This window comes from Streptomyces tropicalis, from assembly GCF_029269835.1.
Taxonomy (GTDB): Bacteria; Actinomycetota; Actinomycetes; order Streptomycetales; family Streptomycetaceae; genus Streptomyces; species Streptomyces tropicalis.
The window spans coordinates 89498-110951 of sequence record NZ_JARJBB010000016.1; the positions used below are offsets into that span (position 1 = coordinate 89498).

The 21454-nt window shown below is 71.2% G+C and carries 17 protein-coding genes; 15 read left to right on the top strand and 2 right to left on the bottom strand.

All coding sequences use genetic code 11. The features are described from left to right. Nucleotides 1-171: 171 nt before the first annotated feature. On the bottom strand, nt 172-984 hold the full coding sequence (locus P3H78_RS25435) for a C40 family peptidase (RefSeq protein ID WP_276111482.1): 813 nt from the start codon (nt 982-984) through the stop codon (nt 172-174). Nucleotides 985-1935: 951 nt separating this feature from the next. Between P3H78_RS25435 and P3H78_RS25440 the strand changes: the two genes are divergently transcribed. The 15 genes from P3H78_RS25440 to recQ all read left to right on the top strand — a co-directional run bounded on the left by P3H78_RS25440 (nt 1936) and on the right by recQ (nt 20244). Next, complete coding sequence (locus P3H78_RS25440) at nt 1936-2295, top strand: NADH-quinone oxidoreductase subunit A (protein WP_007383963.1); 360 nt, start codon at nt 1936-1938, stop codon at nt 2293-2295. 14 nt (nt 2296-2309) lie between these two features. After that, the gene (locus P3H78_RS25445) at nt 2310-2864 is read left to right on the top strand and encodes a NuoB/complex I 20 kDa subunit family protein (RefSeq protein WP_007383964.1); all 555 of its coding nucleotides are present in this window, start codon (nt 2310-2312) and stop codon (nt 2862-2864) included. Further along, complete coding sequence (locus tag P3H78_RS25450; protein ID WP_276111483.1) at nt 2861-3619, top strand: NADH-quinone oxidoreductase subunit C; 759 nt, start codon at nt 2861-2863, stop codon at nt 3617-3619. Before P3H78_RS25445 ends, P3H78_RS25450 begins: the two co-directional genes overlap by 4 nt. Beyond that, a complete protein-coding gene (locus P3H78_RS25455) occupies nt 3616-4956 on the top strand; it encodes an NADH-quinone oxidoreductase subunit D (protein WP_276111484.1) in 1341 nt (446 codons plus the stop codon). The genes P3H78_RS25450 and P3H78_RS25455 overlap by 4 nt, the downstream gene beginning before the upstream one ends. Next, a complete protein-coding gene (nuoE, locus tag P3H78_RS25460; RefSeq protein WP_276111485.1) occupies nt 4953-5834 on the top strand; it encodes an NADH-quinone oxidoreductase subunit NuoE in 882 nt (293 codons plus the stop codon). Before P3H78_RS25455 ends, nuoE begins: the two co-directional genes overlap by 4 nt. Continuing rightward, the gene (gene nuoF, locus P3H78_RS25465; RefSeq protein WP_438828042.1) at nt 5831-7216 is read left to right on the top strand and encodes an NADH-quinone oxidoreductase subunit NuoF; all 1386 of its coding nucleotides are present in this window, start codon (nt 5831-5833) and stop codon (nt 7214-7216) included. The genes nuoE and nuoF overlap by 4 nt, the downstream gene beginning before the upstream one ends. Further along, complete coding sequence (locus P3H78_RS25470; protein ID WP_276111487.1) at nt 7213-9741, top strand: NADH-quinone oxidoreductase subunit G; 2529 nt, start codon at nt 7213-7215, stop codon at nt 9739-9741. The genes nuoF and P3H78_RS25470 overlap by 4 nt, the downstream gene beginning before the upstream one ends. Then, nucleotides 9738-11105, top strand: a complete 1368-nt coding sequence (gene nuoH / locus P3H78_RS25475; protein ID WP_276111488.1) for an NADH-quinone oxidoreductase subunit NuoH — start codon at nt 9738-9740, stop codon at nt 11103-11105. Before P3H78_RS25470 ends, nuoH begins: the two co-directional genes overlap by 4 nt. Next, nucleotides 11098-11727 carry an NADH-quinone oxidoreductase subunit NuoI gene (gene nuoI, locus P3H78_RS25480; RefSeq protein WP_276111489.1) on the top strand — a complete coding sequence of 210 codons (630 nt, stop codon included), beginning with the start codon at nt 11098-11100 and terminating at the stop codon, nt 11725-11727. The genes nuoH and nuoI overlap by 8 nt, the downstream gene beginning before the upstream one ends. Next, a complete protein-coding gene (locus tag P3H78_RS25485) occupies nt 11724-12563 on the top strand; it encodes an NADH-quinone oxidoreductase subunit J (protein WP_276111490.1) in 840 nt (279 codons plus the stop codon). Before nuoI ends, P3H78_RS25485 begins: the two co-directional genes overlap by 4 nt. Next, nucleotides 12560-12859, top strand: a complete 300-nt coding sequence (gene nuoK, locus P3H78_RS25490) for an NADH-quinone oxidoreductase subunit NuoK (RefSeq protein ID WP_009190046.1) — start codon at nt 12560-12562, stop codon at nt 12857-12859. Before P3H78_RS25485 ends, nuoK begins: the two co-directional genes overlap by 4 nt. A 15-nt stretch (nt 12860-12874) precedes the next feature. Next, nucleotides 12875-14794 (top strand): NADH-quinone oxidoreductase subunit L, encoded by a 1920-nt coding sequence (gene nuoL / locus P3H78_RS25495; protein ID WP_276111491.1) that lies wholly within the window; start codon nt 12875-12877, stop codon nt 14792-14794. A gap of 5 nt (nt 14795-14799) precedes the next feature. Further along, entirely contained in the window at nt 14800-16371 is a 1572-nt protein-coding gene (locus tag P3H78_RS25500) for an NADH-quinone oxidoreductase subunit M (RefSeq protein ID WP_276111492.1), read from the top strand. After that, nucleotides 16368-18017, top strand: coding sequence for an NADH-quinone oxidoreductase subunit NuoN (nuoN, locus tag P3H78_RS25505; protein WP_276111493.1), 1650 nt, complete (start codon nt 16368-16370; stop codon nt 18015-18017). The genes P3H78_RS25500 and nuoN overlap by 4 nt, the downstream gene beginning before the upstream one ends. Nucleotides 18018-18222: 205 nt before the next feature. Further along, entirely contained in the window at nt 18223-20244 is a 2022-nt protein-coding gene (gene recQ, locus P3H78_RS25510) for a DNA helicase RecQ (protein ID WP_276111509.1), read from the top strand. Between the two features lie 216 nt (nt 20245-20460). Here recQ and P3H78_RS25515 read toward each other — a convergent pair whose 3' ends face one another. Continuing rightward, nucleotides 20461-21399, bottom strand: coding sequence for a M56 family metallopeptidase (locus P3H78_RS25515; protein ID WP_276111494.1), 939 nt, complete (start codon nt 21397-21399; stop codon nt 20461-20463). Nucleotides 21400-21454: the final 55 nt, after the last annotated feature.

Genomic DNA, 21454 nt, shown 5'->3' on the forward strand with positions numbered 1-21454 from the left:
GCCGACGGGGGCTCGGGCCCGTGGGCGGCCACGAGGGCCGGAGGAGGGGCCGAGCGCCGTCGGGGGGAGGGATCGGCGCCGCGCGCGGGCCGAGGGGACGCGGAAGGGCCGCAGCCGTCGGACGGCTGCGGCCCTTCCCTGTCTGTAGCTGTGCGGTGCCGGGCGGTGCGGTCAGAGCACCCGGACCGCGCCGGTCGGCGGGTCGTAGGACAGCGGCTTCTCCGCGACACCGGTGGACGGGTTCTGCGCGCCGACGAACATGCCGTTGCCGACGTAGACCGCCACGTGGTAGGCGCTGCCGGAGCTGCCCCAGTAGAGGATGTCGCCGGGCTGGAGGTTGTCCAGGCCGACCTGGGTGCCGGCCGTCGACTGGTCCTGGGAGACGCGCGGCAGGCTGACGCCGATCTGCTTGAAGGCGGTCTGCACCAGCCCGGAGCAGTCCCACGAGTTGGGGCCGGTGCCGCCGGAGACGTAGGCGTCGCCGATCTGGGCCTTGACGAAGGCGATGACCGCGGCGGCCGAACCCGTCGCCGTGGAGCTGCTCGAAGAGCTCGAGGAGCCGGTGGCGGCGGCGAGCGTGGTGCGCGCGGTGCTGCGGGAGGCGCGCTCGGCGGCGGCCTTGCGGGCGGCGGCCGCGGCGGCCTTGCGCTTGGCCTCGGCCTCCTTCTTGGCCTCGGCGAGGTCCGTCTTGGCCTGCTTCGCGGCCTTCGCGGCGGCCGCGTCGCGCGCGGCCTGGAGCGCGTAGTTCGCGGCGGTCTGCTGCGTGGCGTCCGCGGACTGGGCGACCTGGGAGGACAGGTCGGCCGTCAGGGCGGGCAGTTCGAGGGTCTGCGTGACGGGCTCGGCGGCGTTCGCCGACGAGGCCGATGCGCCGGTCACTGCCAGCGTACCGAGAACACCTCCGGCAACTCCCGCCCGCATCGCGATTTTCGACGCGCTACGGCGGGGCTTCCGGTGGCTGCGTATGTGAGCGGTGTGGGACATGGGAACAACCGGTACCAGGGGCTCCTTCATATCTTCAAGAAACGTGTGGTGCGCCACATTTACTCAACGGCAGCCTCAAATCCCCCGCACCGACTTCCTTATTGACGCCGTAACGGACATTGCGGACGTGGACGATCATGGCTTTGATCATGGTCTTTCGCTGTTACGCCCGAATTGCCCCGCGCCTACCATCGGTTGGGACCGTTGGCCAAGCCCGGTTCTCATGCCGTTCTCATGGTGTGGCCGAGGTCACGGAACGGTCACCGGAACCGGGACGTCCTCGCGAGGAATCCACACACTCCTCCACATGCCTCGCGGCCGGTCGCGCCCGACGCCGTCCGCGACGTCTCGTGCGGCGCTCGGGGGTCCCGCCGGGGTCCCCCCGCCGTCGGTCCCGCGGGGCGAATCACCGCAAGCCGCGGTATTCGCCCGATGCGGAGATGCTCCCGTCGCGGGGGTGCCCGGCATCGCTTGTTCGTGAAGGCACGAACACGTCCACACCGAGGGCCGCTTGTCCCTCTGATGTGTGAACGGAACTCCCATACCAAGGGGTTGACGCCACCCGCCACTTTGCGGTGGACGCTGATCATCTGATAGTGCACACCCGCTCTCACCAGCGCGGATGATCAGAAATGTCACCGCTGGTGATCACAGATGAACTTCGCGTGCGAAGATCACCGCTCATCCGGCTTCATGATCCTTCGTCAGGTGGTGGAGATCACAAAGCTTGTGGAATACCCCGTGTCGCAGATCACAGACCGCCGGGCATAGGATGCGAGGCAGTTGGGCTTGTGACCTGCTTCACATGTTCCCGATCTTCGCCGGGACAGGCGGGGTTCGTGGGGCCGGTGGGGCTGATGTGAGTCCGGCGCAACCTCCCCCAAGGTCTCGGCTTCGCCCGGCCAGGGGGGACCCCAAGCAGTCAGTGCCGACTGAGAGGAGCGAGGAGCGGTGAACGCGTATGCGCCCATCCTCGTACTGGGAGCCCTCGGGGCAGGCTTTGCGATCTTCTCCGTGGTCATGGCCACGCTGATCGGTCCGAAGCGGTACAACCGCGCCAAACTCGAGGCATACGAGTGCGGCATCGAGCCGACCCCCACGCCGGCCGGCGGTGGGCGCTTCCCCATCAAGTACTACCTGACGGCGATGCTCTTCATCGTCTTCGACATCGAGATCGTCTTCCTCTACCCCTGGGCCGTCACCTTCGACGCCCTGGGTGTTTTCGGGCTCGTGGAGATGCTGCTCTTCGTGCTCACCGTCTTCGTCGCGTACGCGTACGTATGGCGGCGCGGCGGCCTGGAATGGGACTGAGGGGCCTTTAGGACATGGGACTCGAAGAAAAGCTGCCGAGCGGATTCCTGCTGACCACCGTCGAGCAGGCCGCGGGCTGGGTGCGCAAGGCGTCCGTCTTCCCGGCCACCTTCGGCCTCGCCTGCTGCGCGATCGAGATGATGACCACCGGCGCCGGCCGCTACGACCTGGCGCGCTTCGGCATGGAGGTCTTCCGCGGGTCGCCCCGCCAGGCGGACCTGATGATCGTGGCCGGCCGGGTCAGCCAGAAGATGGCGCCGGTGCTGCGGCAGGTCTACGACCAGATGCCCAACCCCAAGTGGGTGATCTCCATGGGCGTCTGCGCCTCGTCGGGCGGCATGTTCAACAACTACGCCATCGTGCAGGGCGTCGACCACATCGTGCCGGTCGACATCTACCTCCCGGGCTGCCCGCCCCGGCCCGAGATGCTGATGGACGCGATCCTCAAGCTCCACCAGAAGATCCAGTCCTCCAAGCTCGGCGTGAACGCCGAGGAAGCCGCCCGCGAGGCGGAGGAGGCCGCGCTCAAGGCCCTGCCGACGATCGAGATGAAGGGGCTGCTGCGGTGAGCGACGCGAACGGCACCGGCGCGCACGGGAAGAACGGGACCGATCCCGGTACGTCCCCGGCCGCCGACAACCTCCCCGGCCAGCGGGGCCGGGGCGGCGAGGAGATCCGCGTCCAGCGCGGCATGTTCGGCGCCGCCAACGGGGGCGACACCTCGGGCTACGGCGGCCTGGTCCGCTCCGTCCGCCTCCCGGGACCGGCGAGCCGGCCCTACGGCGGCTGGTTCGACGAGGTCGCCGACGAGCTCGAGGGCGCGCTGGAGGAACAGGGACTCCTCCCCGGCAACGCGATCGAGAAGACGGTCGTCGACCGCGGCGAGCTCACCTTCCACATCGAGCGCGAGCACCTGGTCCGCGTCGCCCGCACCCTGCGCGACGACCCCGCCCTGCGCTTCGAGCTGTGCACCGGCGTCAGCGGGGTGCACTACCCCCATGACAAGGGCCGTGAGCTGCACGCCGTCTACCACCTGCGCTCGATCACCCACAACCGGCTGATCCGCCTGGAGGTCGGCGCCCCCGACGACGACCGGCGGATCCCGTCGCTGGTCCCCGTCTACCCGACGAACGACTGGCACGAGCGCGAGACCTACGACTTCTTCGGAATCGTCTTCGACGGTCACCCGGCCCTGACCCGGATCATGATGCCCGACGACTGGCAGGGCCACCCGCAGCGCAAGGACTACCCGCTCGGCGGCATCCCCGTCGAGTACAAGGGCGCCCAGATCCCGGCTCCGGACCAGCGGAGGTCGTACTCGTGAACACGCAGCCAGCATCCGGCGCGCCGGCCGCTCCGGCGCGCGAGACCACCGAGGGTGCCGTCTACACGGTCACCGGCGGCGACTGGGACGAGGTCGTCCAGTCCGCGGCCCGCGCCGACGACGAGCGCATCGTCGTCAACATGGGCCCCCAGCACCCCTCCACCCACGGGGTGCTCCGCCTGATCCTGGAGATCGACGGCGAGACCGTCACCGAGGCCCGCTGCGGCATCGGCTACCTCCACACCGGCATCGAGAAGAACCTCGAGTACCGCACGTGGACGCAGGGCACCACCTTCGTCACGCGCATGGACTACCTGACGTCCTTCTTCAACGAGACCGGCTACTGCCTCGCCGTCGAGAAGCTCCTCGGCATCGAGGACCAGATCACCGAGCGGGCCGAGATCATCCGGGTGCTCCTGATGGAGCTGAACCGGATGTCCTCCCACCTGGTGTGCATCGCCACCGGCGGCATGGAGCTCGGTGCCACCACGATCATGATCTACGGATTCCGTGATCGTGAAATGATTCTCGACATCTACGAGCTCATCACGGGCCTGCGGATGAACCACGCGTACATCCGCCCCGGCGGACTCGCCCAGGACCTGCCGCCCGGCGCGGTGGACCAGATCCGCGAGTTCGTGAAGAAGATGAAGAAGAACCTCCCGGAGTACGACAAGCTCGCCACCGGGAACCCCATCTTCAAGGCCCGTATGCAGGACGTCGGCCACCTGGACCTGGCCGGCTGCATGGCCCTCGGCGCCACCGGCCCGATCCTGCGCGCCGCCGGCCTGCCCCACGACCTGCGCAAGGCCCAGCCGTACTGCGGCTACGAGACCTACGACTTCGAGGTCCCGACCGCCGACAGCTGCGACTCCTACGGCCGCTTCCTGGTCCGCCTGGAGGAGATGCGCCAGTCGCTGCGGATCGTCGAGCAGTGCCTGGACCGGCTCCAGCCCGGACCGGTGATGGTCGCCGACAAGAAGATCGCCTGGCCCGCCCAGCTCGCCCTGGGCCCGGACGGACTGGGCAACTCCCTCGACCACATCAAGAAGATCATGGGCACCTCCATGGAGGCTCTGATCCACCACTTCAAGCTGGTCACCGAGGGGTTCCGGGTCCCGCCGGGACAGGCGTACACGGCCGTCGAGTCCCCCAAGGGCGAGCTCGGGGTGCACGCCGTGTCCGACGGCGGCACCCGCCCCTTCCGGGTCCACTTCCGCGACCCGTCCTTCACCAACCTGCAGACGATGGCGGCGATGTGCGAGGGCGGCCAGGTCGCCGACGTCATCGTCGCCGTCGCGTCCATCGACCCCGTGATGGGAGGCGTCGACCGGTGACCACCTCTTCTTCGGAGCGGGGCGTCAGCCTGGGCATGCCCGAACTGCCCGCGCCGGACTACCCGGACGACGTCCGGGCCCGGCTGGAGACCGACGCGCGCGAGATCGTCGCCCGCTACCCGGACTCGCGGTCCGCCCTCCTGCCGCTGCTGCACCTGGTGCAGTCGGAGGAGGGGCACGTCACGCGCACCGGGATGGCGTTCTGCGCGGACGTGCTCGGCCTGACCACGGCCGAGGTCACCGCCGTCGCCACCTTCTACACCATGTACCGGCGCCGGCCGAGCGGCGACTACCAGGTCGGCGTCTGCACCAACACCCTCTGCGCGGTGATGGGCGGCGACGCGATCTTCGAGACCCTCCAGGAGCACCTCGGCGTCGGCAACGGTGGGACCACCGACGACGGCAAGGTCACCCTGGAGCACATCGAGTGCAACGCGGCCTGCGACTTCGCGCCGGTCGTGATGGTCAACTGGGAGTTCTTCGACAACCAGACGCCGGCGAGCGCCCGGCGCCTCGTCGACGACCTGCGCGCGGGACGGACGGTGTCCCCGACGCGCGGCGCCCCCCTGTGCACCTTCAAGGAGACCGCCCGGATCCTGGCCGGCTTCCCCGACGAGCGGGAAGGGGCGCTGGAGGCCGGCGGCAGCGCGGGCCCCGCCTCCCTGACCGGCCTGCGCCTGGCCAAGGGCGAGGCCGGCCCCGCGCGCGTGGTCCACCCGCGCGACGGCGGACCGCACGCCGAGCAGCACGACGAACCGCAGGACGCCGCGCACCGGCCGTCCCCCGCGGAGCACGCGAGCTCGCACGACGCCCCCCGGGAGACGGCGGCGTCCGATCCGTCCCACCCCGCCGGGCCTGCCGCAGAGGAGGGGGAGTGATGACCGTGGCCACCGAGGATGGAGGCACCGCCCGCGCGGGCGGATACGCGGACGGCGGGGCGTCCAGCCCCGAGAAGCTGCTCGCGCCCGTGCTGTCGGCCTTCTGGGACGAGGACAGGTCCTGGTCGCTGGACGTGTACCGCCGGCACGACGGCTACGCCGGGCTGCGCAAGGCGCTCGCGATGACCCCGGACGACCTGATCGCCTACGTGAAGGACTCGGGTCTGCGGGGCCGCGGCGGCGCCGGATTCCCGACCGGGATGAAGTGGCAGTTCATCCCCCAGGGCGATGGAAAGCCGCACTACCTCGTGGTCAACGCCGACGAGTCGGAGCCCGGGACGTGCAAGGACATCCCGCTCCTCTTCGCGAACCCGCACAGCCTCATCGAGGGCATCGTGATCGCGTGCTACGCCATCAGGTCGTCGCACGCCTTCATCTACCTGCGGGGTGAAGTCGTGCCCGTACTGCGGCGGTTGCACGCGGCCGTGCAGGAGGCCCGCGCGGCCGGCTACCTCGGCGAGAACATCCTGGGCAGCGGACTCGACCTCGAACTCACCGTGCACGCGGGCGCGGGCGCGTACATCTGCGGCGAGGAGACCGCGCTGCTGGACTCCCTCGAAGGCCGCCGCGGCCAACCGCGGCTGCGTCCCCCCTTCCCTGCCGTCGCGGGCCTCTACGCGTGCCCGACCGTAGTGAACAACGTCGAGTCCATCGCCTCGGTTCCCGCGATCCTGAACCAGGGCAAGGAATGGTTCCGGTCGATGGGCAGCGAGAAGTCCCCGGGCTTCACGCTCTACTCGCTCAGCGGCCACGTCGCCGCACCCGGCCAGTACGAGGCCCCGCTCGGCATCACCCTGCGCCAGCTGCTCGACATGAGCGGCGGCATGCGCCCCGGGCACCGCCTGAAGTTCTGGACGCCGGGCGGCTCCTCGACGCCGATGTTCACCGAAGAGCACCTCGACGTCCCCCTCGACTACGAGGGGGTGGGCGCCGCCGGCTCCATGCTCGGCACCAAGGCGCTGCAGTGCTTCGACGAGACGACCTGCGTCGTGCGGGCGGTGACCCGCTGGACGGAGTTCTACGCCCACGAGTCCTGCGGCAAGTGCACCCCGTGCCGGGAGGGCACCTACTGGCTGGTGCAGCTGCTGCGCGACCTGGAGGCCGGCAAGGGCAGGATGTCCGACCTCGACAAGCTCGCCGACATCGCCGACAACATCAACGGCAAGTCCTTCTGCGCCCTCGGCGACGGCGCCGCCTCGCCGATCTTCTCCTCCTTGCAGTACTTCCGCGAGGAGTACGAGCAGCACGTCACGGGCCGGGGCTGCCCCTTCGACCCGGCCAAGTCCACGGCCTGGGCCGATCGCACGGAGGTGAACGCATGACCGTACAGCAATCCGACAGCGGCTCCGCCGCGGGCCGGCGCACCTCGGGCGGGGGAGAGGCGGCGGTCCCGCCGCAGGACCTGGTGTCGCTGACCATCGACGACATCGGGATCAGCGTGCCCAAGGGCACCCTGGTCATCCGGGCCGCCGAACAGCTCGGCATCGAGATCCCCCGGTTCTGCGACCACCCGCTGCTCGACCCGGCAGGCGCCTGCCGCCAGTGCATCGTCGAGGTGGAGGGCCAGCGCAAGCCCATGGCGTCCTGCACGATCACGTGCACCGACGGCATGGTCGTGCGCACCCAGCTGACCTCGCGGGCCGCGGAGAAGGCCCAGCACGGGGTGATGGAGCTGCTGCTCATCAACCACCCCCTGGACTGCCCGGTCTGCGACAAGGGCGGCGAGTGCCCGCTGCAGAACCAGGCCATGTCCCACGGCAACGCCGAGTCCCGCTTCGAGGGCCGGAAGCGGACCTTCGAGAAGCCCGTGCCCATCTCCACGCAGGTGCTGCTCGACCGCGAGCGGTGCGTGCTGTGCGCGCGCTGCACCCGCTTCTCGAACCAGATCGCCGGCGACCCCATGATCGAGCTGCTGGAGCGCGGCGCGCTCCAGCAGGTCGGCACCGGAGAGGGCGACCCGTTCGAGTCGTACTTCTCCGGCAACACCATCCAGATCTGCCCGGTCGGCGCGCTCACCTCGGCGGCGTACCGGTTCCGCTCCCGCCCCTTCGACCTGGTCTCCTCGCACTCCGTCTGCGAGCACTGCTCCGGCGGCTGCGCCACCCGCACCGACCACCGGCGCGGCAAGGTCATGCGGCGGCTGGCCGCTCCCGACCCCGAGGTCAACGAGGAGTGGCTCTGCGACAAGGGCCGCTTCGGCTTCCGCTACGCGCAGGCGAAGGACCGGCTCGGCACACCGCTGGTGCGCGACGCCGAGGGCGAGCTGAAGGCGGCGTCGTGGCCGGAGGCCCTGCAGATCGCCGCGCAGGGACTGCTGGCCTCGCGCGGCCGCACCGGCGTCCTCACCGGCGGCCGGCTCACCGTCGAGGACGCCTACGCGTACAGCAAGTTCGCGCGCGTGGCGCTCGACACCAACGACATCGACTTCCGCGCGCGCGTGCACAGCAGTGAGGAGGCCGACTTCCTCGCCGCCCGGGTCGCCGGACGCGGACGGGACGTCGACGGCACGGGCGTCACGTACACGACGCTGGAGCAGGCGCCCGCCGTCCTGCTCGCCGGTTTCGAGTCCGAGGAGGAGGCGCCCGGCGTCTTCCTCCGGCTGCGCAAGGCATGGCGCGGGCACGGCCAGCGCGTGTTCGCCCTGGCGACGCACGCCACCCGGGGCCTGGAGAAGGCGGGCGGCACCCTGCTGCCGGCCGCGCCGGGCACCGAGACCGAGTGGCTGGACGCGCTCGCGCGCGGCGTCGGCCTGGAGGACGGCGGCGCACAGGCCGCCGAGGCGCTGCGCGGCGACGGCGCCGTGATCGTCGTCGGCGAGCGGCTCGCCTCGGTGGCGGGCGGCCTGACCGCGGCCGTGCGGGCCGCGGCCGCGACCGGCGCCCGGCTCGCGTGGATCCCGCGCCGGGCCGGTGAGCGCGGCGCCGTCGAGGTGGGCGCGCTGCCGTCGCTGCTGCCGGGCGGCCGCCCCGCGACCGACCCGCGCGCGCGGGAGGAGGTCGCCGCCGTCTGGGGCGTCGCCGAACTGCCGCACCGCTACGGCCGGGACACCGGCCGGATCGTCGAGGCCGCCGCGCAGGGCGAGCTCCAGGCGCTGGTCGTCGCCGGCGTGGAGGTCGCCGATCTGCCCGACCCGGCACGCGCGCGTGAGGCACTCGCCGAGGTCGGCTTCCTGGTGTCGCTGGAGCTGCGGCCCGGCGAGGTCACCGAGCACGCCGATGTGGTGCTGCCGGTGGCGGCCGTCGCCGAGAAGGCCGGCACGTTCCTCAACTGGGAGGGCCGGGCGCGCTTCTTCGAGTCCGCGCTCAAGCCGGACCAGATGTCCCGCCGGCCCGCCCCGGGCGACCTGCGGGTGCTGCAGATGCTGGCCGACGCCATGGACGTCCACCTGGGCCTGCCCGACGTGCGGACCGCGCACGCCGAACTCGACCGGCTCGGCACCTGGTCGGGGCCGCGCGCCGACGATCCGCTGGAGACCGCCGCCGCACTGCCCCGGCCCGCCGCCGGGGAGGCGGTGCTCGCCGGGCACCGGCTGCTCCTCGACCGCGGCCTCCTCCAGGAGGGCGACGAGGCGCTCGCCGGGACACGGCACGCAGCACGCGCGCGCGTGTCGTCCGCCACCGCCGCCGAGTCCGGTGTGGCCGACGGCGACCTGGTCACCGTCACCGGCCCCGCCGGATCGGTCCGGCTCCCGCTGCTGATCACCGACATGCCCGACCGGGTGGTCTGGCTGCCGCTGAACTCCGTGGGTGCCGGCGTCGCCTCCGACACCGGGGCGCTGCCCGGTTCCCTCGTCCGCATCGGCCCGGCGACGCCCGCCGGCGAGGCCCCCAAGGAGGTGGAGGCATGAGCCCGTACCTCGCCGCAGACAACCTCTCGATGTTCGGTACCGACCCCTGGTGGCTGGTCCTCATCAAGGCGGTGTTCTGCTTCGCCTTCCTGATGGTGACCGTGCTGTTCTCGATCGTGTGGGAGCGCAAGGTCGTCGCCTGGATGCAGCTGCGCATCGGCCCCAACCGGCACGGCCCCTGGGGCATGCTCCAGTCGCTCGCCGACGGCGTGAAGCTGATGCTCAAGGAGGACCTCGTCGTCAAGCGCGCGGACAAGGTGGTGTACGTCCTCGCGCCGATCGTCGCCGCCATCCCGGCGTTCATGGCGATCGCGGTGATCCCGTTCGGGCCCGCGGACGGCGAGGTCTCGATCCTCGGCCACCGCACGGCGATGCAGCTGACCGACCTGCCGATCGCGATGCTCTACATCCTCGCGGTGGCCTCGGTCGGCATCTACGGCATCGTCCTCGCCGGCTGGAGCTCCGGCTCGACCTACCCGCTGCTCGGCGGCCTGCGCTCCTGCGCGCAGATGATCTCCTACGAGATCGCCATGGGCGCCTCGTTCGCCTCGGTGTTCCTGTACTCGGGTTCGATGTCGACGTCGACGATCGTCCAGCAGCAGCACGACCGCTGGTACATCCTGCTGCTGCCGGTCTCCTTCATCCTCTACGTCGTCACGATGATCGGGGAGACCAACCGCGCCCCGTTCGACATGCCGGAGTCCGAGGGCGACCTGGTCGGCGGCTTCAACACCGAGTACTCGTCCATCAAGTTCGCGATGTTCATGCTCGCCGAGTACGTGAACATGGTGACGGTCTCGGCCGTGTCGACCACCCTGTTCCTCGGCGGCTGGCGGGCCCCCTGGCCGATCAGCACCTTCTGGGCGGGCGCCAACCACGGCTGGTGGCCGCTGCTCTGGTTCGTGGTCAAGGTCCAGCTGCTGCTCTTCTTCTTCATCTGGCTGCGGGGCACCCTCCCGCGCGTCCGCTACGACCAGCTGATGAAGCTCGGCTGGAAGGTCCTCATCCCGGTCTCCGTGACCTGGCTGATGCTCGTCGCGACCGTGCGGACCCTGCGCAACCAGCACTACGACTTCGCCGACATCGCCCTCTACGTCGGCGGCGGCATCCTCGCCCTGCTGCTCCTGTCCTTCGTCGCGGACCTGTTCCGCGAGAAGTCCAGGACCGCAGAGCGGACCGCCGGCGAACCACCGGCCGCCTTCGACCCGATGGCCGGCGGCTTCCCCGTGCCGCCGAAGCCGGGGCAGGAGCTGCCGGCCGTGCCGAGGCGCCGCCCGCGCCGCGACCGGGAGCTGATTGTCAGTGGCGGACCCGACACTGCGAGTGACGGATCTCTGGATGGAAAGGAGGCGTCCGATGGCTGAGGAGCCCAAGGAGACCAAGCCCGGTTTCCTGAATCCCGTGGCCGGCTTCGGCGTGACCTTCAAGGCCATGTTCAAGAAGCGGCTGACCGAGCAGTACCCGGAGCAGAAGAAGACCACCGCTCCACGCTTCCACGGACGGCACCAGCTCAACCGCCATCCGGACGGCCTGGAGAAGTGCGTCGGCTGCGAGCTGTGCGCCTGGGCCTGCCCCGCCGACGCCATCTACGTGGAGGGCGCGGACAACACCGACGAGGAGCGCTACTCCCCGGGCGAGCGGTACGGCCGCGTCTACCAGATCAACTACGCCCGCTGCATCCTGTGCGGCCTGTGCATCGAGGCGTGCCCCACGCGCGCGCTGACGATGACGAACGAGTTCGAGCTGGCCGACTCCAGCCGCGCGAACCTCATCTACACCAAGGAGCAGCTGCTCGCCGGGCTCGACGAGGGCATGGTCGACTCCCCGCACGCCATCTACCCGGGGATGGACGAGCAGGACTACTACCGGGGCCTGGTCACCGAGGCCGCCCCCGGCACGGTGCGCCAGGCCGCCGTCTCCCAGGGCGAGGAGCCCCGCCCGGCCGGCCCCTCGGGCGCGGCCGAGGACAAGGAGGTGGACGCATGAGCCAGCTCGCCGCCTACACCACCTCCACGGGCGAGGCCTTCCAGTTCTGGGTCCTCGGCACCGTGGCGGTGATCGGCGCCCTGTGCACCGTCTTCATGCGCAAGGCCGTCCACAGCGCGCTCTGCCTCGCGGGCACCATGATCGTGCTGGCGGTCTTCTACCTCGCCAACGGCGCCTACTTCCTCGGCATCGTGCAGATCGTCGTCTACACCGGCGCGATCATGATGCTGTTCCTGTTCGTGGTGATGCTGGTCGGCGTCACCGCGGCGGACTCCCTGAAGGAGACCATCAGGGGACAGCGCTGGCTGGCCCTGCTGTGCGGCGTCGGCTTCGCCGTCCTGCTGCTCGCGGGGATCGCCAACGCCTCCCTCAAGGACTTCACCGGCATCGGCCGGGCGAACGCGAACGGCAATGTGCAGGGCCTCGCGGCCCTCATCTTCACCCGGTACGTGTTCGCCTTCGAAATCACCGGCGCCCTGCTCATCACGGCCGCCGTCGGCGCGATGGTGCTCACCCACCGCGAGCGCACCGAGCGGGCCCGCACCCAGCGGGAGCTGGCGGAGCAGCGCGTGAGGGACGGCAAGCACCTGCCGCCGCTGCCCGCGCCCGGCGTCTACGCCCGGCACAACGCGGTGGACATCGCGGGCCTGCTGCCCGACGGCACCCCGTCGGAGCTGACGGTCAGCCGGACGCTGCGCGAGCGCGGCCAGGTCCGCGACGTGTCCGCCGAGGCGCTGGGCGACCTCAAGGCCCTGGAGCAGCGCGCCGAGGAGCGCCTGGAGCGGACCGCGGTCGAACCGGCGACGTCCCAGCGGCCCGAGGAGGCGGCGAAGTGAACCCGGTCAACTACCTCTACCTCGCCGCCCTGCTGTTCACGATCGGCGCCACCGGCGTCCTGATCCGGCGGAACGCCATCGTGGTCTTCATGTGCATCGAGCTGATGCTGAACGCCTGCAACCTCGCGTTCGTCGTCTTCTCCCGCATGCACGGCAACCTCGACGGCCAGATCATCGCCTTCTTCACGATGGTCGTCGCCGCAGCGGAGGTCGTGGTCGGACTCGCGATCATCGTGTCGCTGTTCCGTTCCCGCCACTCGGCCTCGGTCGACGACGCCAGCCTGATGAAGCTGTAAGGGGTCGGAAGAATCGTGGAGAACCTGATTGCGCTGCTCATCGCGGCGCCCCTGCTCGGAGCGGCCGTCCTCCTGGTCGGCGGCCGGCGGCTCGACGCCGTCGGCCACTGGATCGGCACGCTCCTGTCGACCGCCTCCTTCGTGATCGGCGCGGTCCTCTTCGTCGGTCTGCTCGGCCGGAGCGCCGACGACCGCACGCTGATCCAGCACCTGTACACCTGGATCCCGGTGGAGAGCTTCCAGGCGGACGTCACGTTCCGCCTGGACCAGCTGTCCATGACGTTCGTGCTGCTGATCACCGGCGTCGGCTCGCTGATCCACCTGTACTCCGTCGGGTACATGGAGCACGACGAGCGCCGCCGCCGCTTCTTCGGCTACCTCAACCTGTTCCTCGCGGCGATGCTGCTGCTCGTCCTCGCCGACAACTACCTTCTGCTGTACGTCGGCTGGGAGGGCGTCGGTCTCGCCTCCTACCTGCTGATCGGCTTCTGGCAGCACAAGCCCAGCGCGGCCACCGCGGCGAAGAAGGCCTTCCTGGTCAACCGCGTCGGCGACATGGGCCTGTCCATCGCGATCATGCTGATGTTCACGACGTTCGGATCGTTCGCCTTCGGCCCCGTCTTCGGGCACGTCGGCGGCACCTCCGAGGGCCGCCTCACCGCCATCGGCCTGATGCTGCTGCTCGCCGCGTGCGGCAAGTCCGCCCAGGTGCCGCTGCAGTCCTGGCTCGGGGACGCCATGGAGGGCCCGACCCCGGTCTCCGCCCTCATCCACGCGGCGACCATGGTGACCGCCGGCGTCTACCTGATCGTCCGCTCCTCGGCGATCTTCAACGCGGCCCCCGACGCCCAGCTCGTGGTCACCGTCGTCGGTGGGGTCACGCTGCTGTTCGGTGCGATCGTCGGTTGCGCCAAGGACGACATCAAGAAGGCGCTGGCCGGCTCGACCATGTCCCAGATCGGGTACATGGTGCTGGCCGCCGGCCTCGGCCCCATCGGCTACGTCTTCGCGATCATGCACCTGGTGACGCACGGCTTCTTCAAGGCCGGCCTGTTCCTCGGCGCCGGCTCGGTGATGCACGGCATGAACGACGAGGTCGACATGCGCCGTTACGGCGGCCTGCGGAAGTACATGCCGATCACGTTCATCACCTTCGGACTCGGCTACCTGGCCATCATCGGCTTCCCGGGCCTGTCCGGCTTCTTCTCCAAGGACAAGATCATCGAGGCGGCCTTCGCCAAGGGCGGCACCGAGGGCTGGATCCTCGGCGGCGCGGCCCTGGTCGGCGCGGCCCTCACGGCGTTCTACATGACGCGCGTCATGCTGATGACGTTCTTCGGCGAGGAGCGCTGGCGCACCGGGTCGGGGGCCGCGGCGGACGGACACGACGGGCACGGCGAGCCGCACCCGCACGAGTCGCCGGGCATCATGACGATCCCGATGATGGTCCTGGCCGTCGGCTCGGTCTTCGCCGGCTTCTTCTTCAACCTCGGCGACCGCTTCCTGCACTGGCTGGAGCCGGTCACCGGCCACAGCGAGGGCCACTCCCCGGTCAGTGCGCTCACCGTCACCGGCGCCACGATGGTGTGCCTGGTCGTCGGCGTCGCCGTCGCCTGGGCCCAGTACGGCCGCAAGCCGGTCCCGGCCGCCGCCCCGCGGGGGTCGCTGCTCACCCGGGCCGCCCGGCGCGACCTGCTCCAGGACGACTTCAACCACGTCGTCCTCGTCCGCGGCGGCGAGCACCTGACGCGGTCCCTGGTCTACGTCGACCACACCCTGGTCGACGGCGTCGTCAACGGCACGGCCGCCTCCTTCGGCGGTCTGTCCGGACGCCTGCGCCGGCTGCAGAACGGCTTCGCGCGGTCCTACGCGGTCTCGATGTTCGGCGGTGCGGCACTCCTCGTCGCCGCGACCCTGCTGATGAGGGCGGTCTGATACCGATGTCCTTTCCTCTGCTCACCGCGACAGCGGCACTCCCGGCCGTCGGCGCGGTCGCCACGGCCGCGGTCCCGGCCGCCCGGCGCACCGCCGCCAAGTGGCTGGCGCTGCTGGTCTCCCTCGGCACGCTCGCGCTCGCGGCCGTCGTCCTGGTCCGCTTCGACCCGGGCGGCGCCCGCTACCAGCTCACCGAGTCCCACGCCTGGATCGCCGCCTTCGGCGTCCGGTACGAACTGGGCGTGGACGGCATCGCGGTGGCGCTGGTCGCGCTGACCGCCCTGCTGATCCCGTTCATCGTGCTCGCGGGCTGGCACGACGCCGACCCGCTGGAGACCGGCAGTCGCCGCTGGCGGCCCACCCAGGGCTTCTTCGCCCTGATCCTGGCCGTCGAGGCGATGGTGATCGTCTCCTTCGAGGCCACCGACGTCTTCCTCTTCTACATCTTCTTCGAAGCCATGCTCATCCCGATGTACTTCCTCATCGGCGGCTTCGGGGACCGTGCCCACGAGCACGGCGAGGAGGCGGCGTCCACCCAGCGGTCGTACGCCGCGGTGAAGTTCCTCCTCTACAACCTGGTCGGCGGCCTGATCATGCTGGCCGCGGTGATCGGCCTCTACGTGGTCGCCGGGAACTTCTCGCTCACCGAGATCGTGCAGGCCCGCGCCAACGGCACGCTGCACATGGCGACCAGCACGGAGCGCTGGCTGTTCCTCGGCTTCTTCTTCGCCTTCGCGGTGAAGGCGCCGCTGTGGCCGCTGCACACCTGGCTGCCCAACGCGATGGGGGAGGCCACCGCCCCGGTCGCCGTCCTGATCACGGCGGTGGTCGACAAGGTGGGCACCTTCGCGATGCTCCGCTTCTGCCTCCAGCTCTTCCCGGACGCCAGCAAGTGGGCCACGCCGGTCATCCTGGTCCTCGCCCTGATCAGCATCGTCTACGGAGCGCTGCTCGCGGTGGGCCAGCGCGACATCAAGCGCCTGGTGGCGTACGCGTCCATCTCGCACTTCGGCTTCATCGTCCTCGGCATCTTCGCGATGACCAGCCAGGGCCAGTCCGGGGCGACGCTCTACATGGTCAACCACGGGATCTCGACCGCGGCGCTGATGCTGGTCGCCGGCTTCCTGATCTCGCGCCGCGGCTCCCGGCTCATCGCCGACTACGGAGGGGTGCAGAAGGTCGCCCCGGTGCTCGCCGGCACCTTCCTGATCGGCGGCCTGGCGACGCTGTCGCTGCCCGGGCTCGCGCCCTTCGTCAGCGAGTTCCTGGTCCTGGTCGGCACGTTCACGCGTTATCCGGCGGCCGGCGTCGTGGCCACCCTCGGCATCGTGCTGGCAGCGTTGTACACCCTGGTCCTCTACCAGCGCACGATGACGGGCCCGGTCCGCCCGGAGGTCTCGGCCATGCCGGACCTGAGGGCACGTGAACTGCTGGTGGTCGCCCCGCTGGTCGTGCTGCTGATCTTCCTGGGCGTCTACCCGAAGCCCGTCACGGACATCGTCAATCCGGCGGTCAGGCAGACCATGTCGGACACGCACCAGACCGACCCCAAGCCCGAGGTGGAGGCCGCCAAGTGAACGCAGCAGCCGTCCACAGCCTGTGGACAACCGCGGCCGACCCGATCGCGAAGATCGACGCGCCGAAGATCGAATACGGGCAGCTGTCGCCCATCCTGATCGTCGTGGGCGCGGCGCTCGTCGGGGTGCTGGTCGAGGCGTTCGTCCCGCGCAAGGCCCGTTACCACGCCCAGCTCTTCGTGTCCGCCGTCGCGCTCGCGGCCGCCTTCGCCGCGGTGATCGCGCTGGCCGCCGACGGATACGGCACCACCAAGGCGCACATCGCGGCGATGGGCGCCGTCGCCGTCGACGGACCCGCGCTGTTCCTGCAGGGCACGATCCTGCTGGCCGGTCTGGTGGGCCTGTTCACCTTCGCCGAACGGCGTCTGGACCCGGAGGCGCACGGCAACCGCGTCGACTCCTTCGCCGCGCAGGCCGCCTCCGTGCCGGGCAGCGACAGCGAGAAGGCCGCGGTGAAGGCCGGCTTCACCACCACCGAGGTCTTCCCGCTGCTGCTGTTCGCCGTCGGCGGCATGCTGGTCTTCCCCGCGGCCAACGACCTGCTGACGCTGTTCGTGGCCCTGGAGGTCTTCTCGCTGCCGCTGTACCTGCTGTGCGCGGTGGCCCGCCGCAAGCGGCTGCTGTCGCAGGAGGCCGCGGTCAAGTACTTCCTGCTCGGCGCCTTCGCCTCCGCGTTCACCCTGTTCGGCATCGCCCTGCTCTACGGGTACGCCGGCTCCGTGTCCTACGCGACGATCGCCCAGGTCGTCGACGGCAACGTGCCGAACGTCGACCCGGCCCTGGCCGACACCATGGGCAACGACGCGCTGCTGCTGATCGGCGCCGCGATGGTCGTCATGGGCCTGCTGTTCAAGGTGGGCGCGGTGCCGTTCCACATGTGGACGCCCGACGTCTACCAGGGCGCGCCGACCCCGGTCACCGGCTTCATGGCCGCGGCGACCAAGGTGGCCGCGTTCGGCGCGCTGCTGCGGCTGCTGTACGTGGTCCTGCCGGGGATGCGCTGGGACTGGCGGCCGGTGATGTGGGCCGTCGCCATCCTGACCATGCTGGGCGGCGCGATCGTCGCGATCACGCAGACCGACATCAAGCGGCTGCTGGCGTACTCCTCGATCGCGCACGCCGGCTTCATCCTCGCGGGTGTCATCGCGACCTCGAAGAACGGCGTCTCGTCGGTCCTGTTCTACCTGGCGGCGTACTCCTTCGTGACGATCGGCGCCTTCGCCGTGGTGACGCTGGTGCGCGACGCGGGCGGCGAGGCGACGCACCTGTCGAAGTGGGCCGGCCTCGGCCGCCGCTCTCCGCTGGTGGCGGCCGTGTTCGCGGTGTTCCTGCTGGCCTTCGCCGGCATCCCGCTGACCTCCGGCTTCGCCGGGAAGTTCGCCGTGTTCAAGGCGGCGGCCCAGGGCGGCGCGGCCCCGCTGGTCGTGATCGGTGTGATCTCCTCGGCGATCGCGGCGTTCTTCTACATCCGGGTGATCGTGCTGATGTTCTTCAGCGAGCCGCGGCCGGAGGGCCCCACGGTGGCCGTGCCGTCGCCGCTGACGACGACCGCGATCGCCTTCGGCGTGGTGGTCACGGTCGTGCTCGGTGTGGCGCCGCAGTACTTCCTGGACCTGGCGAACCAGGCCAGCGTCTTCGTCCGCTGATCCGCCCGGCATCCACCGCCACCGCCCGGCGCCTCCCCGTGAGGCGCCGGGCGGTGGCGTACCGGGTGCGTACCGGGCGGGGCGGCCCCGGGGACCGGGGAGGCGGTGGCCGGCCGGGGCGAGCCTGTGGACAACTCCACGGGGTGTCGGCGCGGACCCCTATCGTGGAGGCGTGGTCGAGGGACGACGTACGGGGGACGAGACGATGGGTGGGACGGGCGGTATCACCGATATGCCAGTGACGGAGAGCGAGGCGCTGGCCACGCTGAGCCGGGTCTTCGGATACGAGGCCTTCCGGGGCGAGCAGGAAGCGATCATCGAGCACGTGGTGGCGGGCGGCGACGCCCTCGTGCTCATGCCCACCGGCGGCGGCAAGTCGCTGTGCTACCAGATCCCGTCCCTGGTCAGACCGGGCACGGGCGTCGTCGTCTCCCCCCTGATCGCCCTCATGCAGGACCAGGTGGACGCGCTGCGGGCGCTGGGCGTGCGCGCCGGCTTCATCAACTCCACCCAGGACTTCGACGAGCGGCGCGTGGTCGAGGCGGAGTTCCTCGCCGGTGAGCTCGACCTGCTCTACCTCGCCCCTGAGCGGCTGCGCCTGGAGGCCACCCGCGACCTGCTGTCCCGGGGCAAGATCGCGGTCTTCGCGGTCGACGAGGCGCACTGCGTGTCCCAGTGGGGCCACGACTTCCGCCCCGACTACCTGGCCCTGTCGATGCTCGGCGAGCGCTGGCCGGACGTGCCGCGGATCGCGCTCACGGCGACCGCCACCCGCGCGACGCACGAGGAGATCACCCAGCGGCTCGGCCTGCCCGGGGCCAGGCACTTCGTGGCCAGCTTCGACCGGCCCAACATCCAGTACCGCATCGTCCCCAAGACCGACCCGAAGAAGCAGCTGCTCGCCTTCCTCCGCCAGGAGCACGAGGGCGACGCCGGCATCGTGTACTGCCTCTCGCGCAACTCGGTCGAGCGGACCGCGGAGTTCCTCACCCGCAACGGCATCGAGGCCGTCCCGTACCACGCCGGCCTGGACGCGGGCACGCGCGCGGCGCACCAGTCCCGCTTCCTTCGGGAGGACGGCCTGGTCGTGGTCGCCACGATCGCCTTCGGCATGGGCATCGACAAGCCGGACGTGCGGTTCGTCGCCCACCTGGACCTGCCGAAGTCCGTCGAGGGCTACTACCAGGAGACCGGTCGCGCCGGCCGCGACGGACTGCCCTCCACGGCCTGGATGGCCTACGGGCTGGGCGACGTCGTCCAGCAGCGCAAGCTGATCCAGTCCGGGGAGGGGGACGAGGCGTTCCGCCGCCGGGCCGCCGCCCACCTGGACGCGATGCTCGCCCTGTGCGAGACGGTCGACTGCCGCCGGGGCCGACTGCTCGCCTACTTCGGCCAGGACCCGGACCCGGCCGGCTGCGGCAACTGCGACACCTGCCTCACCCCGCCCGAGACCTGGGACGGCACGGTCGCGGCGCAGAAGGCGCTCTCGGCGGTGGTGCGGCTGCAGCGGGAGCGGGGCCAGAAGTTCGGCGCGGGGCAGATCATCGACATCCTGCTCGGGAAGCGCACCGCCAAGGTGATCCAGTTCGACCACGACCAGCTGTCCGTGTTCGGCATCGGCGAGGAGCTGACCGAGGGCGAGTGGCGCGGCGTGGTCCGGCAGCTGCTGGCGCAGGGACTGCTCGCCGTCGAGGGCGAGTACGGCACGCTGGTCCTCACCGACACGAGCCCCTCGGTGCTGCGGCGCGAGCGGGAGGTGCCGCTGCGCAAGGAGCCGAAGAAGCCGGCCGCGGCACGGTCCGGCTCGGCGACCCCGGGACGGGGGAAGGTCCGGGCCGCGGTGGCCGAGCTGCCCGAGGAACTGCAGCCCGCCTTCGAGGCCCTGCGCGCCTGGCGCGCCGAGCAGGCACGCGAGCAGGGCGTCCCGGCGTACGTCATCTTCCACGACGCCACGCTCCGGGAGATCGTCATGGTCCGCCCGGGGAGCGTGGCCGAACTGGGCACGATCGGCGGCGTCGGAGAGAAGAAGCTGGCCACGTACGGCGAGGGGGTCCTGGCGGTGCTGGCGTCGCTGGACGCCCCGGCGTCCGCAGGCCACCCGGCGCCGGAGGGCGGCCCGGCCCGGCCGGGCGCGTCCGGCACCGCAGCCGCGGGGGTTGCGGCGAGCGACGACCACTGGCCGGACGAGGAGCCGGACCTCGGCCCGGAACCGGACGACTGGGCCTGAGCCGCCTTCCCGTCGCGGCCGTGTCCCGCCCCGCCCCCGTCCCGGCCTCGGGCCGGGGTGGAGCGGGGCGGGTGCGTACCGGCCCGGGGCCGGCCGTGAGGCGGCGGCACCGGGCGCCTGCCCGGCAGGTGGCGGCACCGGGCGGGCGGCACCGCGCCGGAGCGCACGGGTTCGGTCCGCGGGCCGGGATGGAGGCCGCAGTGCGGGTGCGGGCGGTCAGCCCAGGGCCGTCAGGCCGGGGGCGAAGGTGATCAGCAGCGGCAGCAGGGGCACCAGGGTCGCCGCCGCCGTCGTGAGGGCCCGGCGCCGGCGACCGAGCCGGGGCGTGGGCTGAAGGAGACGGTCCACGCGTTCGCCGAGCAGGCGGTGGCTGGAGGCGCAGGAGAGCACACCGCGGTGCTGGTTCAGCTCGATCAGGGCCAGGGCCGTGGTGAGGTGGCCGTGGCGGCGGGAGGCCGTGTCGTCGGCGGCCAGTTCGACCAGGCGGTGGGTCTGGTCGCAGAAGTGGGCGAAGAGCGGCACCCGCGGGAAGCCGGTCGCCAGCGCGGTGGACAGATGCAGCAGCCAGTCGTGGTGGGCGCGGGCGTGACCGCGCTCGTGGGCGAGGACGGCGTCGAGTTGGTGGCCGGTGAGGCGGTGCAGGGCACCGGTGGTGACGATGAGCTGCGGCGGGTGCCCCGGCATCCACCAGGCGTCGGGGTACTCGTCCTCCAGGACCAGCACGGGCCCGCGGGCCGCGGGCAGTCCGGCGGGCAGGTCGGGGGCGCGTTCGCGCAGGTGGGCACGGGTCACACCGCGGCGGCGGCGCGCCTCGGCGACCTCCCGCGCGAGCACCGCCGCGGTCCAGGCGGCGCCGCAGGCCAGCAGCAGCGTGAGAGCGGACGACCAGAGCGGTGCGGCGGACAGGCCGTAGGCGGCGGTCACCGCGGGCGGGGCCGGGGCGAAGACCCGGTCGCGCACGGCGTGGAAGGCGGCCGCGGTGCCGAGGACCAGCGCGGTCAGACAGCAGAGCAGGACCGTGGCGACCAGGCACTGCCACACCCACAGCGCCACGACGGGATCCCGCTCCGGCCAGGACGCCCGGGTCAGTGCGCGGGGCACCGGCACGGCCGCCGTCAGGGCGACGGCGCTCAGCAGGAGCAGGCAGACGGTCATGCCACGGGCTCCGGATCCTGATCGGAGGTGGGGCGGGTGCGGGTGGTGCGGTGGG

Excerpts from the sequence above, each read along its gene's own strand:
- P3H78_RS25435 (WP_276111482.1), bottom strand. The coding sequence starts at position 984 with ATGTCCCACACCGCTCACATACGCAGCCACCGGAAGCCCCGCCGTAGC.
- P3H78_RS25445 (WP_007383964.1), top strand. The coding sequence starts at position 2,310 with ATGGGACTCGAAGAAAAGCTGCCGAGCGGATTCCTGCTGACCACCGTC.
- P3H78_RS25470 (WP_276111487.1), top strand. The coding sequence starts at position 7,213 with ATGACCGTACAGCAATCCGACAGCGGCTCCGCCGCGGGCCGGCGCACC.
- nuoH (WP_276111488.1), top strand. The coding sequence starts at position 9,738 with ATGAGCCCGTACCTCGCCGCAGACAACCTCTCGATGTTCGGTACCGAC.
- nuoI (WP_276111489.1), top strand. The coding sequence starts at position 11,098 with ATGGCTGAGGAGCCCAAGGAGACCAAGCCCGGTTTCCTGAATCCCGTG.
- P3H78_RS25485 (WP_276111490.1), top strand. The coding sequence starts at position 11,724 with ATGAGCCAGCTCGCCGCCTACACCACCTCCACGGGCGAGGCCTTCCAG.
- P3H78_RS25500 (WP_276111492.1), top strand. The coding sequence starts at position 14,800 with ATGTCCTTTCCTCTGCTCACCGCGACAGCGGCACTCCCGGCCGTCGGC.
- recQ (WP_276111509.1), top strand. The coding sequence starts at position 18,223 with ATGGGTGGGACGGGCGGTATCACCGATATGCCAGTGACGGAGAGCGAG.
- P3H78_RS25515 (WP_276111494.1), bottom strand. The coding sequence starts at position 21,399 with ATGACCGTCTGCCTGCTCCTGCTGAGCGCCGTCGCCCTGACGGCGGCC.